General features: G+C 52.2%; 13 protein-coding genes and 1 pseudogene. 11 read left to right on the top strand and 3 right to left on the bottom strand.

The genetic code is table 11. The annotated features are described in order from the left end of the window. Position 1: 1 nt before the first annotated feature. Positions 2–421, bottom strand: coding sequence for a heat shock protein HslJ (hslJ, locus tag HV334_RS11990; RefSeq protein ID WP_181221785.1), 420 nt, complete (start codon positions 419–421; stop codon positions 2–4). Between the two features lie 112 nt (positions 422–533). Next, entirely contained in the window at positions 534–1,523 is a 990-nt protein-coding gene (locus HV334_RS11995; protein ID WP_003833196.1) for a 2-hydroxyacid dehydrogenase, read from the bottom strand. A gap of 690 nt (positions 1,524–2,213) precedes the next feature. Here HV334_RS11995 and HV334_RS12000 point away from each other — a divergent pair. The 10 genes and pseudogenes from HV334_RS12000 (at position 2,214) to HV334_RS12045 (ending at position 11,351) form a co-directional block, all read left to right on the top strand. Then, positions 2,214–4,845: pseudogene (locus HV334_RS12000) on the top strand (YdbH family protein). Continuing rightward, on the top strand, positions 4,842–5,033 hold the full coding sequence (locus HV334_RS12005; RefSeq protein ID WP_016156612.1) for a YnbE family lipoprotein: 192 nt from the start codon (positions 4,842–4,844) through the stop codon (positions 5,031–5,033). Before HV334_RS12000 ends, HV334_RS12005 begins: the two are co-directional and overlap by 4 nt. A gap of 7 nt (positions 5,034–5,040) precedes the next feature. Further along, positions 5,041–5,364, top strand: a complete 324-nt coding sequence (locus HV334_RS12010) for a YdbL family protein (RefSeq protein ID WP_016156611.1) — start codon at positions 5,041–5,043, stop codon at positions 5,362–5,364. Between the two features lie 111 nt (positions 5,365–5,475). Continuing rightward, complete coding sequence (locus HV334_RS12015; RefSeq protein WP_181221892.1) at positions 5,476–6,081, top strand: CDP-alcohol phosphatidyltransferase family protein; 606 nt, start codon at positions 5,476–5,478, stop codon at positions 6,079–6,081. Next, positions 6,078–6,995 carry a phosphatidate cytidylyltransferase gene (locus tag HV334_RS12020; RefSeq protein ID WP_153690336.1) on the top strand — a complete coding sequence of 306 codons (918 nt, stop codon included), beginning with the start codon at positions 6,078–6,080 and terminating at the stop codon, positions 6,993–6,995. Before HV334_RS12015 ends, HV334_RS12020 begins: the two co-directional genes overlap by 4 nt. A gap of 3 nt (positions 6,996–6,998) precedes the next feature. Then, entirely contained in the window at positions 6,999–7,640 is a 642-nt protein-coding gene (locus tag HV334_RS12025; RefSeq protein ID WP_047501707.1) for a lysophospholipid acyltransferase family protein, read from the top strand. Next, positions 7,633–9,393 carry a bifunctional alpha/beta hydrolase/class I SAM-dependent methyltransferase gene (locus HV334_RS12030; protein WP_047501709.1) on the top strand — a complete coding sequence of 587 codons (1,761 nt, stop codon included), beginning with the start codon at positions 7,633–7,635 and terminating at the stop codon, positions 9,391–9,393. The genes HV334_RS12025 and HV334_RS12030 overlap by 8 nt, the downstream gene beginning before the upstream one ends. Continuing rightward, complete coding sequence (locus HV334_RS12035) at positions 9,383–10,687, top strand: phosphatase PAP2/dual specificity phosphatase family protein (RefSeq protein ID WP_181221787.1); 1,305 nt, start codon at positions 9,383–9,385, stop codon at positions 10,685–10,687. Before HV334_RS12030 ends, HV334_RS12035 begins: the two co-directional genes overlap by 11 nt. Further along, a complete protein-coding gene (locus HV334_RS12040) occupies positions 10,663–11,064 on the top strand; it encodes a hypothetical protein (RefSeq protein WP_016156605.1) in 402 nt (133 codons plus the stop codon). The genes HV334_RS12035 and HV334_RS12040 overlap by 25 nt, the downstream gene beginning before the upstream one ends. Positions 11,065–11,165: 101 nt before the next feature. Beyond that, on the top strand, positions 11,166–11,351 hold the full coding sequence (locus HV334_RS12045) for a hypothetical protein (protein ID WP_016153181.1): 186 nt from the start codon (positions 11,166–11,168) through the stop codon (positions 11,349–11,351). 43 nt (positions 11,352–11,394) lie between these two features. On the opposite strand, the gene azoR is transcribed toward HV334_RS12045, so the two are convergent. Beyond that, positions 11,395–12,000, bottom strand: coding sequence for an FMN-dependent NADH-azoreductase (gene azoR / locus HV334_RS12050; RefSeq protein ID WP_006684422.1), 606 nt, complete (start codon positions 11,998–12,000; stop codon positions 11,395–11,397). Positions 12,001–12,201: 201 nt separating this feature from the next. On the opposite strand from azoR, the gene hrpA reads away from it, so the two are divergent. Further along, positions 12,202–16,104, top strand: coding sequence for an ATP-dependent RNA helicase HrpA (hrpA, locus tag HV334_RS12055; RefSeq protein ID WP_181221789.1), 3,903 nt, complete (start codon positions 12,202–12,204; stop codon positions 16,102–16,104). Positions 16,105–16,188: the final 84 nt, after the last annotated feature.

The following is a 16,188-nucleotide window of genomic DNA, read 5'->3' on the forward strand; positions in this document are numbered from 1 at the left end:
CCTACATTAAATCCGCGAGTTTATACGTCAGCGTTTGTTCTGCTGTCGCCAGTGTTAACTGGTCAGCAGTCAGATCGACCTGTGCGCCTTGCTTAAACATGTCGCTGACGATCCCGTCGAGCGCGTTAAGCTGTGGATCGGCGCACATCATGCGGGTCATCGCCATATCTTTAACCTTCAACTCGCCGTCGGACAGTTTGCCCTGACCGTGGAATTGATTACACATCTTTCCCGATACCGTCATGTTTTCGCCAAAACTCAATTCGGGTGGGTTATTGGCGACGGTGACGGCTTTACCATTCACGCTTTGCAAAACGAAGCGGTGATGCTGCAACTGTTCGTGATTGACGGAAACTTTTCCATTGCTCACACAGCCAGCCATCAGCATGCTGAGCGCAATCAACGTGACAACTTTTTTCATTCAATTTCTCTACGTTTGTGACGGGAATACATTCAATATAATAATGATACTGAAGATTTTAGCATCGGTGATTATCTGAAAATACCCCCCTGAATCCAGGGGAGCACAGGGATTAGAAGAGGGCGTTTGGACAGGTTTCGCCTTTGGAGATCTGTGCCAGATTTTGCAGCGTGGTCTCAGAAATGCTGGTCAATGCTTCGGCAGTCAGGAACGCCTGGTGACCGGTGAACAGCACGTTATGACAGGCCGACAGGCGGCGGAACACATCATCCTGAATCACGTCATTGGATTTATCTTCAAAGAACAGGTCGCGTTCGTTTTCATACACGTCCATACCCAGAGAACCAATTTTCTGGTTTTTCAGCGCATCGATAGCGGCTTGTGAATCGATCAATGCCCCGCGGCTGGTGTTAATAACCATCACGCCATTTTTCATTTGCTCAAAGGCTTCGTGATTGAGCAGGTGATAATTCTCCGGCGTTAACGGACAGTGCAGGGAGATGACATCGGACTCCGCGAACAGCGTTTTAAGATCGACATATTCAACGCCTAACTCCAGTGCGGCAGCGCTTGGGTAGGGATCAAACGCCAGCAGGCGCATCCCAAAACCTTTCAGGATCCGCAGTGCCGCAATCCCAATCTTACCGGTACCGATCACCCCAGCCGTTTTGCCATACATGGTAAAGCCGGTCAGCCCCTCAAGAGAGAAGTTGGCATCACGAGTACGCTGATAGGCGCGGTGAATACGGCGATTCAACGTCATCATCATGCCAATCGCATGTTCAGCGACGGCTTCGGGTGAATAGGCTGGCACACGGACGACCTGCAGGCCGAGCTCTTTTGCCGCGTCGAGATCGACGTTATTGAAGCCGGCGCAACGCAGCGCAATATATTTCACGCCATGCTTTTTCAGCTCTTCCAGAACCGGGCGGCTGCCATCGTCGTTAACGAAAATACAGACGGCTTCACAGCCATGGGCTGTTTTGGCTGTTTTCTCCGTCAGCAGAAAGTCAAAGAATTCAAGTTCAAAACCAAAAGCCTCGTTAACCTGCTGCAGATACTTCTTGTCGTACTGTTTTGTACTATAGATGGCGAGTTTCATAAGACTTTCTCCAGTGATTTTGACGTCACATTAATCCAATTCAAATTATTTTACAAAATCTAAAAAGTTATTGATAGCCATAGGCGTAATGAATAATTTCAGCGCATCTGTTGTTAGTGTGGGCAGGTTACTCAATTTCAACAACTGGATATTTTTCCGTCCAACTCAATACCCGTAATCGATGCAGGTAAAAAGCCAGCCGAATCACATCCAGACAGCTACGCTTATACAGGTAGCAAATATCGGGAGGGGTCATGTTAACTCACTCTGAAGCAAAGCGATGGGCCACCTTAATGCTTAAGGCGGCATTATGTGATGGTATGAAACCTGAGGAGATTTCCCGGCAGGTACATCTGGTCTGCGATCATCATGGTAGGGAGTGCCTCGAAGAGCTCATTGAGGAAATTCTGATAGAAGCTGGTCGTTTAGGACCTAAACATAGCGATGGAGAACTGAGGCCTCATTGAGTCTGAGTTCTTTATATTCCCGACGGCACGTGTAACAGCGTGCCATATAAAACAATGCACTATCTTATTGAATTAATTATTATTTTATTGATTCCCGTTGATTAATAAATAGTGCATATACTTCATGGGAATTTATTCTTAATGTGGGCATATCCTGTTAAACATGCCACAATACTGGCCTAAACCGGCTTAAATTTTCGCTAAATCAGGATATTAACTACCCATGAAGGGTAAATATAAAGCCGCTCTGGCACTTCTCTTATTATTGATTCTCGTGCCGCTGACGTTGGTGATGACGCTTGGCCTGTGGGTTCCTACGCTGGTGGGCGTCTGGTTACCTGTTGGCACGCGCGGATGAGAGCCCACGGCTGACACGGCATGGGCTACATATCCCGGAACTCCGCTATCTGGTCGATGATTGCCCGCTAGCGCGCATTACTCAGGCCGATCTTTCCCATCCCAGCCGCTGGTTGCTTAATGTCGGGACAATTGAGCTGGATTCCGCTTGCCTGGCTAAATTACCGCAGACAGAAGCGTCTCCGGCAGCGCCCAAAACGCTGGCTGAATGGCAATCGATGCTGCCCAATACCTGGATTAACATCGACAAAGTTATTCTCTCCCCCTGGCAGGAGTGGCAGGGAAAACTGTCTCTCTCGCTAACGCCATCGACCCAGCAACTGCGCTACCAGGGTGAAAAAGTGAAATTCCAGGGGCGTCTGCACGGGCAAAATCTCACGGTAAATGAGCTGGATATAGCCGCGTTTGAAGGGCAACCGCCGGTAAAACTGGTCGGTGAATTTACCATGCCGCTGGTTCCTGATGGACTACCGGTGAGCGGTCATGCGGTTGCTACTCTGAGCTTGCCGCAGGAGCCCTCACTGGTGGACGCAGAACTGGAGTGGCAAGAAAACAGCGGACAACTGATCGTTATGGCGCGGGACAATGCCGATCCGTTGCTCGATCTTCCGTGGGAAATAACCCGTCAGCAATTAACCATCAGCGACGGTCGCTGGAACTGGCCTTATCAGGGATTCCCGCTCAGCGGGCGGTTGGGCATGAAAGTTGAAAACTGGCAGGCCGGGCTGGAAAATGCGGTGGTGAGCGGGCGTCTGAACATACTGACCCAAGGCGATGCAGGTAAAGGAAACGCCGTATTAACGCTGGGGCCGGGTAAGCTGGGTGTGGATAGTAGTGATATGCCGTTACAGTTGATAGGCGAGGCGAAACAGGGTGACCTGATCTTCTACGCCAAATTACCCGCCAGACTCACCGGAAGCCTGAACGACCCGCAGCTGGCTTTCGAGCCAGGAGCGCTGCTGCGTTCGCGTGGACGGGTGATTGACTCGCTGGATATTGACGAAATTCGCTGGCCGCTGGCGGGCGTAAAAGTAACGCAGCGCGGCGTAGATGGCCGTCTGCAGGCTATATTGCGCGCGCATGAAAACCAGATGGGCGGTTTTGAATTGCATCTGGATGGTCTGGCAAATGATTTTCTCCCTGACGCGGGTCGCTGGCAGTGGCGGTACTGGGGCAAAGGCAGCTTTACGCCAATGCATGCGCGTTGGGACGTGGCGGGTAAGGGCGAATGGCATGACAACACCCTGAAGCTTTTTGATCTCTCCACCGGATTTGACCACCTGCAATACGGCACCATGAAGGTAGAAACCCCACGCCTGGTGATGGACGAGCCGATCGTCTGGGTACGGGATGCCAACAAACCGACTTTTAGCGGCGCGCTGTCGCTGGACGCAGGGAACACCACTTTTACCGGGGGGAGCGTGTTACCGCCGTCAACCCTGAAGTTCAGCGTGGAAGGCACCGACCCGACGATTTTCCAGTTTAAAGGCCAGCTTCACGCGGGCGCGATAGGTCCAGTACAGGTAAATGGCCGTTGGGACGGGATCCGTCTGCGCGGACAGGCCTGGTGGCCAAAACAATCGCTCACCGTATTCCAACCGCTCATCCCACCAGACTGGAAAATGAAGCTACGTGAAGGTGAACTGTATGCGCAGGTTGCGTTTTCGGCTGCCCCGGAACAGGGCTTTGAAGCGGGCGGCCATGGGGTATTAAAAGGCGGTAGCGCCTGGATGCCCGATAACCAAATTAATGGCGTCGATTTTGTGTTGCCTTTCCGGTTTAGTGAAGGCGCATGGCAACTGGGTACGCGTGGACCTATTTCACTGCGTATTGCGGAAGTGGTGAATCAGGTGACGGTGAAAAATATCGCCGCCGATCTACAGGGGGCGTATCCCTGGAGTGAAGACAATCCGTTACTGTTAAGCGATGTCAGCGCCGAACTGCTGGGGGGCAAAGTCATCATGCAACAACTGCGGATGCCGCAGCACGATCCGGCATTATTACGGGTGCAGAATATCTCTTCCAGCGAGCTTATCAGCGCGGTTAATCCCAAACAATTCGCCATGTCTGGCCCGGTCAGCGGTGCGTTGCCGTTATGGCTGGATAACGAAAAGTGGATCATTAAAGACGGCTGGCTGACCAACCCGGGGCCTATGACGCTGCGTATTGATAAAGACACGGCGGATGCCGTCGTCAAAGATAATATGGCAGCCGGTGCGGCCATTAACTGGCTGCGTTATATGGAAATAAGCCATTCCTGGACGAAAATAAATTTGGATAATCTCGGTGTCTTAACCATGCAGGCAACCGTAACTGGCAATAGCCGGGTGGATGGCAAAGTGGGGACGGTTAATTTGAATTACACCCATGAGGAAAACGTCTTTACGCTATGGCGTAGTTTGCGTTTTGGCGACAATTTACAGGCATGGCTTGAACAAAATGCAGCGCTGCCGGAATCCCATTGCCCGGAAGGCAAGGAATGTGAGGAACAACAATGAAAACGATAGCTGCCATGCTGGGTCTGCTGGCTTCATCTCTGCTGATCGGCTGCACACCCAGAATTGAAGTGGCTGCGCCTAAAGAGCCGATCACTATTAATATGAACGTCAAAATCGAGCATGAGATCCATATCAAAGTCGATAAAGACGTTGAGAGCTTATTAAAATCGCGCAGCGATTTGTTCTGAGGTCACGATGAAAAAACAGCTTGCAGTGATCCTGGTGGCATTGAGTTTATTCAGTGGCAATGGGTGGGCATTGACCTTGAATGAAGCCAGATCCCAGGGACGGGTGGGCGAAACGCTTAATGGTTATCTGGTGGCATTGCAAACCGACGCCGAAACGCAGGCGCTGGTGAGTGAGATTAATAAAGCACGCAGCGCCAGCTATCAGCAACTGGCTGAGAGCAATAACATTCCTCCAGATGAAGTGGCGAAAATGGCCGGACAAAAGCTGGTCGCTCGGGCTAAACCAGGGGAGTACGTCCAGGGCATCAATGGTAAGTGGTTGAGAAAATAATGACGAAGTTGTAGATAGAATCCGATTTGTTTTTACACCAAAGGAAAGTATTAGGCGGGTATTGATAATTAATTCACTATAGTCAAGACCGCAAATTATCAAGGAGTGATGATGACGCTTTATCAGATCAAGCCCGCCTTTCAGACACTTTTACGCCCATTGATGTTTTGGCTACATAAGAATGGCGTCACGGCGAATCATGTAACTCTCGCCGCAATGGCGCTTTCTTTTGTGACCGGCGGCGTACTGGTGATTTTCCCCCAACCCGAATATTTTGTTGTTCTGCCCATCGTGCTGTTTATCCGAATGGCGCTTAATGCGCTCGACGACATGCTGGCGCGTGAATGTCACCAACAATCGCGCCTTGGGGCTATTCTAAACGAAAGCGGGGATATTCTTTCTGATATAGCGCTTTATCTGCCATTTATGCTTCTCCCTGACAGTAACGTAATACTGGTTATGGTGATGCTGTTTTGTGCGGTAATGACGGAGTTTTGCGGCGTTCTGGCGCAAACGATTAATGGTGTTCGCTGCTATGCCGGACCGCTGGGCAAAAGTGACCGGGCGCTGGTATTTGGCGCATGGGGCCTGGCACTGACTCTGTGGCCGCAGCTTGTACAGTGGAACAACGTGTTGTGGGGTATTGCTACCCTCCTGCTGCTATGGACGGTGGTTAATCGCTGTAAGAGCGCATTATGCGAAGAGGGGACGAAATGATGCTGCTGGAGCAGTCACTTGCGGTCATTTTTGCACTGCTGCTGGTTGCAACGGTGGTGAATGGCTTACTGGTGTGGCGACGGCCGGATAAAGACTGGCGGGAACTGACGTTACGTATTCGCACCTGGTGGCTAATCATCATCCTGTTTTCTCTTGCGATTTTAAGCCCACACTGGTTGGCACTGATCTTTTTCGCGCTGGTCAGCTTCATGGCGTTAAAGGAGTTTTTAACGCTGGTGCCGTCGCGTCAGACCGATCGCATGCCATTGCTGTGGATGTTCATTGCTATTCCGATTAACTACTGGCTGATTGGCATTAACTGGTACGGTATGTTTGTGGTGTTTATCCCGGTCTACGCTTTTTTATTCTTACCCGTGCGGATGGTCATTGCGGGCGATACTCATGGCTTCTTGCGCTACGCCTCGCAGCATCACTGGAGCCTGATGACTACCGTGTTTGCCTTCAGCCATGTCGCTTTTTTGCTGGTTTTGCCTGATGACGGCAAACAAACCGGTGCATTGCTGGTACTGTTCCTGGTTGGCTTAACGGAATTCAACGATATTGCGCAGTACCTTTGGGGTAAATCAATTGGGCGCATCAAAGTCATGCCTAAAGTCAGTCCTAATAAGACGCTGGCGGGACTGGTCGGCGGCGTAGCGACCACCACGCTAATGGCGGCGCTGCTTGGGCCACTGATGACGCCGTTAAGCATTCCATTGTCATTGTTGGCGGGTTTTATTATCGGCATCAGTGGTTTTTGTGGAGATGTGGTGATGTCAGCAATCAAACGCGATATCGGCGTGAAGGACAGCGGAACATTGCTGCCGGGTCATGGTGGGCTCCTTGACCGGCTGGATTCTCTGATCTTCACCGCGCCGGTGTTTTTCCATTTCATTCGTTACTTTTGCTACTAACTTATGCTGAGTTCAATTCTGCGAACGCTGTTTACGCTGTGTATTGTCTGGCCGGTGATTTGGCTGTGGCTGGGGTTACGTATCAAGCACCGGGAACGTTTACCTGCATGCGGTCCGGCAATTATCGTTGCCAATCACAACAGCCATATGGATGTTTTTGCGCTGCTTTCGCTCTTTCCGCTGCGCCGCCAGTCGTCGGTCCATCCGGTGGCTGCCGCTGACTATTTCCTGCGTAATAAAGCAATGGCCTGGTTTGCGCTTAATATTCTCAACATTATTCCCATTTCGCGAAAAGGCGGAGAAACTAATCCGTTAGCGCAGTGTGAACAGGCATTACGCGACGGAAAGATTCTGATCCTCTTTCCGGAAGGTACGCGGGGTGAACCTGGAAAATTGTCATCGTTGAAATCTGGATTGTGGCATCTGAGCCAGCATGTACCGGAGGTACCGATCATTCCCGTCTGGCTACGTGGCACAGAATCTGTGATGGCGAAAGGGAACCGTATACCACTGCCGCTGTTTATTGACGTCAATATTGGCAGAACGTTGCATTTTCATGGGGATAAACACCTCTTTATGAACGGACTCAGACAGCAACTGTTGCTGTTGGAGCAACAAACTAAAGGATTACATTCGCATGACTAATACACGAATACCTGACGAACGACATTTTGTGACCAGCGACAACACTGAACTGTTTTTCCGCCACTGGCCGGCTACGGCGCCGGGTGCGACGACGAAAGTGATCGTCATGTTCCATCGCGGTCACGAACATTCCGGACGGTTGCAGCATATTGTGGATGAGCTGGCGATGCCGGACACCGCATTCTATGCCTGGGATGCTCGTGGTCACGGCCACTCTCCAGGCCAGCGCGGTTATAGCCCTTCTCTGGCGCGTTCGGTACAAGATGTTGAAGAGTTTGTGCGTTTCGCTGCCGCTGACAGTCATGCCGCAATGGAAGATGTGGTGGTCGTGGCTCAGAGCGTTGGCGCGGTATTGGCCGCAACCTGGGCTCATGACTATGCCCCCGCTATTCGTGGATTAGTACTGGCATCACCGGCTTTCAAAGTTAAATTGTATGTGCCGTTTGCCCGTCCAGGACTGGCGCTGATGCAACGACTGCGCGGTCTGTTTTTCGTTAACTCTTATGTTAAAGGAAAATACCTGACGCACGATGTCGATCGTGTAGCGAGCTTTAATCTTGATACCCAGATCACCCGTGCCATTGCGGTGAACATTCTGCTGGATCTCTACAAAACGGCAGAACGCATTGTCAGTGATGCTGCCGCCATTACGATGCCTGTGCAATTGCTGGTGTCCGGGGATGATTTTGTCGTGCATCGCCAGCCGCAAATTGATTTTTATCAGCGCCTGAGAAATCCTCTCAAGGAGCTGCACGTGTTGCCGGGGTTTTATCACGATACGCTGGGGGAGAAAGACCGGCATCTGGCGTTCGACAAAATGCGTAATTTCATTACCACCTTATATGCTATGCCACTGCAGCGTTTTGATTACAGCAACGAAGATCGCTGGAGTCCTGGCGCTGATACCTGGCGGATGCTCAGCGGGGGACCCGCGCCATATTCTCTCGACGACATTGCGTATCGTGGCCTGCGCTATGGCATGAAGCTTCTCGGGACACAATCGACAGGCGTTCGTCTGGGATTTGAAACCGGCTTTGATTCGGGGAGTACGCTGGATTACGTCTATCGCAATCAGCCGCAGGGCAGCAGCGCGCTGGGGCGTTTGATTGACAAAAACTACCTCAACAGCGTGGGCTGGAAAGGGATCCGTCAACGTAAGATTCATCTGCAGATGTTGATTAGCCAGGCGGTTGCACAACTGGCGGAGCAGGGCACGCCGGTACATGTGGTGGATATTGCTGCCGGACACGGGCGTTATGTGTTCGATGCGTTGGCTGGCGAATCGGCGGTACGCTCAATTTTACTGCGCGATTACAGTACATTGAATGTGAATATAGGTCGGGAAATGATCGCCAGCAGAGGTCTGACTGACATTGCACGCTTTGAACAAGGCGATGCCTTCAACCGTGAAGAACTGGCGGCATTGGAACCTCGTCCTACTCTGGGGATTGTCTCTGGTTTGTACGAGCTGTTTCCAGAGAATTTGCTGGTCAAAAACTCTCTGGCCGGGCTTGCGGATGCGATAGCGCCAGGGGGCCTATTGATATACACCGGGCAGCCGTGGCATCCACAGCTTAAAACGATAGCCTGGTCGCTGACCAGTCATAAAGACGGCAAAGCATGGGTTATGCGCGTGCGTACGCAGGGTGAAATGGATGCGCTGATTCGCGAGGCGGGCTTTGAGAAGTGCACCCAACTGATTGATGAATGGGGGATTTTCACCGTTTCTATGGCGGTACGCCGTGCTTCCTGAACAGCGTAAAGTTACGGTGCAGGCGGTGGGCTGGTTACTGCTGCTGGCACCATTTTTTTTCCTTACGTACGGCAAGGTGAATCAGTTTACCGCCTGGCAAGATGCTCAGTATCAGAACGTTGGTAGCATCGTCTTTGGTTGGGAATCTGCTATTCCTTTTATTCCGTGGACCATCATCCCGTACTGGAGTCTGGATCTGTTTTACGGGTTATCCCTGTTTGTTTGCACCACGCGTTTCGAGCAGCGTCGGTTGGTGCTCAGACTGGTACTGGCATCGTTGATTGCCTGCGGCGGTTTTTTACTGTTCCCGTTACAGTTTAGCTTTACCCGCCCCGAAGTGACGGGCGCGGCGGGTTGGCTGTTTGCACAGCTCGAACAGTTCGATCTGCCCTATAACCAGTCGCCGTCGCTGCATATCATTCTCTGCTGGCTGCTGTGGCGGCATTTCAGTCGCCATCTGTCCGGCGGCTGGTGCAGACTGTGCGATGGCTGGTCATTACTGATCGCGCTATCGGTGTTGACCACCTGGCAGCATCACTTTATCGATATTATTACCGGGCTGGTGGCAGGCATGCTGATTGACTGGATGGTACCGGAACAATGCCGCTGGCGCTGGAGCAAACCGGATGCAGCCTGTCTGAGGCTGATGCGCCGCTACCTGCTGGGCTCGGCATTATGTTTTATTACCGCTGTGTTGCTGACGCCATGGTTGTTATGGCCAGCGCTGGGCTTGTTGATGGTCGGCTGCGGTTACGCTGGATTCGGCGCGGTGGTGACGGCGAAAGATTTACAGGGTCGACTGCCTCCCTCTGTTTACTGGCTATCATTACCGTGGCGTTCAGGAATGTGGCTGTCGATGCTCTGGTTCACCCGCCGTATACCGGCAGTAAGTCCGATTGCGGCTGGCGTATATCTCGGCAGTTTTCCGCGCTGCGCGCCTGCGCAAAAGGCGGTGCTCGACTTAACCTTTGAGTTTTCGCGTGGACGGGCGACAGCCTCGCACACTTATCATTGTGTACCGATGCTGGATTTAGTGATCCCACATGAAGCCGAGCTACAGCAGGCGGTGGACAGTCTGGAAACTCTGCGTGTGCGGCAGGGAACTGTGCTGGTGCACTGTGCCTTAGGATTGTCGCGCAGTGCAATGGTGGTCGCAGCGTGGCTGTTGCGTTATGGCCATGCGCCGACGGTAGAGCACGCCGTGGTGCAAATTCGAGCAAGTCGACCACATGTGGTGCTGACTGATAAACATCTGGAGATGCTGCAACAATGGCAACGGAAAGTGACAATGTAACAGATGCTGAGGTGCTTCAGCACGCTTTGCTACGGCACACGCTGGCAAGCTGGCGCTTCATTCTGCTTTTTTCCCTCCCGCCGATGGTGTGGGCGCTGTTTGTTGCTTCACCAGGTGTCGTGCGCGCCGTCATTGCATTGCTGTGCGCTGTGGTCTGGTTTGGTTGTTGGCGACTGTGGCTCGACCAGCGCTATTTTTCGCTGATTAATAAGCAAAACAACAAGCAGGCCGGAAACGCGTTGTACTTTATCTGGCGACGCGAACGGCTGAAAGCCCTGACGCTGGCTGAACGCCAGTCAGGTGCATTGCGACAATGTCGAAAAACGCTCTGTCTTGTTACAGTTCTGTGGGCTTTCTGGCTGGTGCTGCTACTGTAGTATTCATCTGACTTATTCATCGACATCGCAATAGTTGCCACACGGCATCAAAAAACTGAGGCTGATATAGTTCAACACCGGTCGCGTTGCGGAGTTAAATCATGTGGCTTTTCAAGTGGTATGTCTGGAATCGTTGGATATTCAAGCTGTTAAGCCGGGATGTTGCCGAGCCAGAACAATTTTTGCTGCATTGCTGGGAAGAGAATCTGGCGAAGTGCAGAGATTATGCAACCATCTGGCGTGATATTAACCGCATTCACGGCAAACAGGTGCAGGTAAAGAAGTAAATGCTGGAGAAACCCTCCCACCGGATGGTGAGAGGGTGAATTATCAGGCAGCGACGACGCTGTCGATAGCGGCTTTCGCATCGGACTGCGCTTTGGACGCCACTTCCGGGCCGTACGCAATGCCTTCAGCAAAGACGACGTTCACGTCGGTGATGCCGATAAAGCCCAGGAATACGTTCAGATACGGCGTGATCAGGTCAGTCGGCGTATCTTTATGGATACCACCACGGCTGGTCAACACGACTGCGCGTTTACCCGTCACCAGACCTTCCGGACCTTTCTCGGTATAACGGAAAGTCACACCTGCACGGGCAATCAGATCGAAATAGTTTTTCAGCTGGGTTGGGATGTTGAAGTTATACATCGGCGCGGCGATAACAATCACATCATGCGCTTTCAGCTCAGCAATCAGCTCATCGGACAACGCCAGCGCTTCCTGCTGACGCGGTGTCAGCGGCGCATCGCTCGGGCGCAGCGCACCCACCAGTTCGCCATCCAGTACCGGAACAGGATTTGCAGCCAGGTCACGGACGGTGATTTCATCAGCGGAGTGCTTTTCACGCCACTGTTCAACAAAATAATCAGACAACTGACCAGACTGAGAGTACCCTGCCAGAATACTGGATTTAAGAACTAATACCTTGCTCATGGGTGTTTCCTTTTATGTGTTTGAAGGGGGAGTGCCCCGTTGCTTGTTGACACTTTATTCACAATCCTGTCGCAGTGATAGCGCAATATATCGAATCCTATGTTCGAAATTATTGAACAACACATGAAAAGCGCTGATGTGGTACTCTATACCTATCATCTAAAAGAGATTTAACCCGGCAGAGCACTGCCTTTTAACGCTATGACAGAACAACCAAAATTAACCTTCAACATGTTGCAGCAACAGCTGGATTCACTGATGCTGCGTGACAGACAGCGTTTTGCCCGCCGCCTGCAGGGCGTGAAGAAGGTTAAAAATCCTGATGCACAACAGGCCATTTACCAGGAGATGGCAAAAGAGATTGATCACGCTGCAGGTAAAGTTGTGCTGCGTGAAGCTGCGCGTCCGGTCATCAGCTACCCGGAAAACCTGCCCGTCAGTCAGAAAAAACAGGATATTCTGGAAGCGATCCGCGATAACCAGGTGGTGATTGTCGCCGGGGAAACGGGGTCAGGTAAAACCACTCAGTTACCCAAAATCTGTATGGAGCTCGGGCGCGGGGTAAAAGGGCTGATCGGCCATACCCAGCCGCGTCGTCTGGCGGCGCGTACCGTGGCGAACCGTATTGCAGAAGAGCTGCAAACCGAGCCGGGCGGTTGTATCGGTTATAAAGTCCGTTTTAGCGATCATGTCAGCGACAACACCATGGTTAAGCTGATGACGGACGGTATCTTGCTGGCGGAAATCCAGCAGGATCGGCTGCTGATGCAGTACGACACCATCATCATCGATGAAGCGCATGAGCGCAGCCTGAATATCGATTTTCTGCTCGGCTATCTGAAAGAGCTTCTGCCGCGCCGTCCGGATCTAAAAATTATCATCACTTCGGCGACCATCGATCCGGAGCGTTTTTCAAAGCATTTCAATAATGCACCGATTATCGAAGTCTCTGGTCGAACCTATCCGGTGGAAGTTCGCTATCGTCCAATTGTTGAAGACGCAGATGACACCGAGCGTGACCAATTGCAGGCAATTTTTGATGCCGTAGATGAGTTAGGCCGTGAAAGTCAGGGCGACATTTTGATCTTCATGAGCGGCGAGCGCGAAATCCGCGATACCGCCGATGCGCTGAATAAGCTGGATTTGCGCCATACCGAAGTGCTACCGCTGTATGCGCGTCTTTCCAACAGCGAGCAGAATCGTGTGTTCCAGTCGCACAGCGGTCGCCGTATCGTGCTGGCGACCAACGTGGCGGAAACCTCGCTGACCGTTCCGGGGATCAAGTATGTGATTGATCCGGGTACTGCGCGTATCAGCCGTTACAGTTACCGCACCAAAGTTCAGCGCTTGCCGATTGAACCGGTGTCGCAGGCCTCTGCCAACCAGCGTAAAGGCCGTTGCGGTCGTGTTTCGGAGGGGATCTGTATTCGTCTGTATTCTGAAGACGATTTCCTGTCGCGCCCGGAGTTTACCGACCCGGAGATCCTGCGTACCAACCTGGCGTCCGTTATTTTGCAGATGACCGCCTTGGGGCTGGGCGATATCGCGGCGTTTCCGTTTGTTGAAGCGCCGGATAAACGTAACATTCAGGACGGTGTACGCCTGCTCGAAGAACTGGGGGCGATAACCACCGACGAACAGGCAACCGCTTACAAACTGACGCCATTGGGTCGTCAGCTCTCGCAACTGCCGGTGGATCCACGCCTGGCGCGCATGGTGCTGGAAGCGCAAAAACATGGCTGCGTACGTGAGGCGATGATTATCACCTCGGCGCTGTCTATTCAGGATCCGCGCGAGCGCCCGATGGACAAGCAGCAGGCCTCCGACGAGAAGCATCGCCGTTTCCACGACAAAGAGTCTGATTTCCTCGCATTTGTGAATCTGTGGAACTATCTCGGCGAGCAGCAGAAAGCGCTGTCGTCAAACCAGTTCCGTCGTCAGTGCAAACTTGATTTTCTGAACTACCTGCGCGTGCGTGAATGGCAGGATATCTACACGCAACTGCGTCAGGTGGTGAAAGAGTTAGGGATTCCTGTTAACAGCGAACCCGCTGAATACAGAGAGATCCACGTCGCGTTGCTGACCGGTTTACTGTCACATATCGGGATGAAAGATGCCGATAAACAGGAATTTACCGGGGCGCGTAACGCTCGCTTCTCGATCTTCCCGGGCTCTGGTCTATTTAAAAAACCGCCGAAGTGGACGATGGTAGCGGAGCTGGTGGAAACCAGCCGCCTGTGGGGACGTATTGCTGCACGCATCGATCCTGAGTGGGTCGAACCGGTTGCCCAGCATCTGATCAAACGTTCATACAGTGAACCGCACTGGGAACGTGCGCAGGGCGCGGTGATGGCAACAGAAAAGGTTACCGTCTACGGTTTACCGATTGTTGCAGCCCGTAAGGTGAACTACAGCCAGATCGATCCCGCGTTGTCGCGTGAACTGTTCATCCGGCATGCGCTGGTGGAAGGCGACTGGCAAACGCGCCATGCATTTTTCCGTGACAATTTGAAGTTACGCGCTGAGGTGGAAGAGTTAGAGCACAAATCGCGCCGTCGCGACATTCTGGTTGATGATGAGACGCTATTTGAGTTTTACGACCAACGCATCAGCCATGATGTAGTCTCCGCGCGTCACTTTGACAGTTGGTGGAAAAAGATCAGCCGTGAAACGCCGGATCTGCTCAACTTTGAAAAGAGCATGCTCATCAAAGAGGGTGCGGAAAAAATCAGTAAGCTGGATTACCCGAACTTCTGGCATCAGGGCAATCTCAAACTACGGTTAAGTTACCAGTTCGAACCCGGAGCCGATGCGGACGGTGTGACCGTACATATTCCGCTCCCGCTGCTCAATCAGATCGAAGAGAGCGGTTTTGAATGGCAAATTCCGGGGCTGCGCCGTGAACTGGTTATCGCCCTGATTAAGTCTCTGCCGAAACCGGTACGACGCAACTTTGTGCCCGCGCCAAACTATGCGGAAGCGTTTTTAGGCCGCGTCACGCCGCTGGAACTGCCGCTGCTGGACTCGCTGGAGCGTGAACTGCGCCGCATGACCGGCGTGACCGTTGACCGTGAAGACTGGCATTGGGATCAGGTGCCCGATCACCTAAAAATCACCTTCCGGGTAGTGGATGATAAGAACAAAAAGCTGCAGGAAGGACGTTCGCTGCAGGATCTGAAAGACGCACTGAAGGGTAAAGTTCAGGAAACATTGTCTGCGGTGGCGGATGACGGTATCGAACAGAGCGGGTTGCACATCTGGAGCTTCGGTCAGCTTCCGGAGAGTTACGAGCAAAAACGCGGTAACTATAAGGTAAAAGCCTGGCCAGCGCTGGTGGATGAGCGTGACAGCGTTGCCATCAAACTGTTTGATAACCCGCTGGAGCAACAGCAGGCGATGTGGTGCGGTTTACGCCGCCTGTTGTTGCTTAATATTCCTTCACCAATCAAATATTTGCATGAGAAACTGCCCAACAAAGCCAAGCTGGGGCTGTATTTTAACCCGTACGGTAAAGTGCTGGATTTGATTGACGACTGTATATCCTGTGGTGTGGATCAACTGATCGACGCCAACGGTGGTCCGGTGTGGACCGAAGAAGGCTTTGCGGCGCTGCATGAAAAAGTGCGGGCTGAACTGAACGATACGGTGGTGGATATTGCTAAGCAGGTCGAACAAATTCTGACCGCGGTGTTTAATATCAACAAACGTCTGAAAGGACGCGTGGATATGACCATGGCGCTGGGGCTTGCGGATATCAAATCGCAGATGGGCGGGCTGGTGTACCGTGGATTTGTTACCGGCAATGGTTTCAAGCGTCTGGGCGATACGCTGCGTTATTTGCAGGCTATCGAAAAGCGTCTGGAAAAACTGGCTATCGACCCGCATCGTGACCGTGCGCAGATGCTGAAAGTGGATAGCGTGCAGCAGGCCTGGCAGCAGTGGTTCAATAAACTGCCTCCCGCGCGCCGTGAAGATGACGATGTCAAAGAGATCCGCTGGATGATAGAAGAGCTGCGCGTCAGCTATTTTGCCCAGCAGCTTGGTACGCCGTATCCGATTTCCGATAAACGTATTTTGCAGGCGATGGAGCAGATTTCGGGATAAATCGGTACCAGACAGCATACCGGGTAAGGTGACGTCACCGCCCGGTATGCAACCCGATAAAGTATTAAGATCAGGAGTCATGAG

This window comes from Citrobacter sp. RHBSTW-00944 (assembly GCF_013615435.1).
GTDB lineage: Bacteria > Pseudomonadota > Gammaproteobacteria > Enterobacterales > Enterobacteriaceae > Citrobacter > Citrobacter braakii.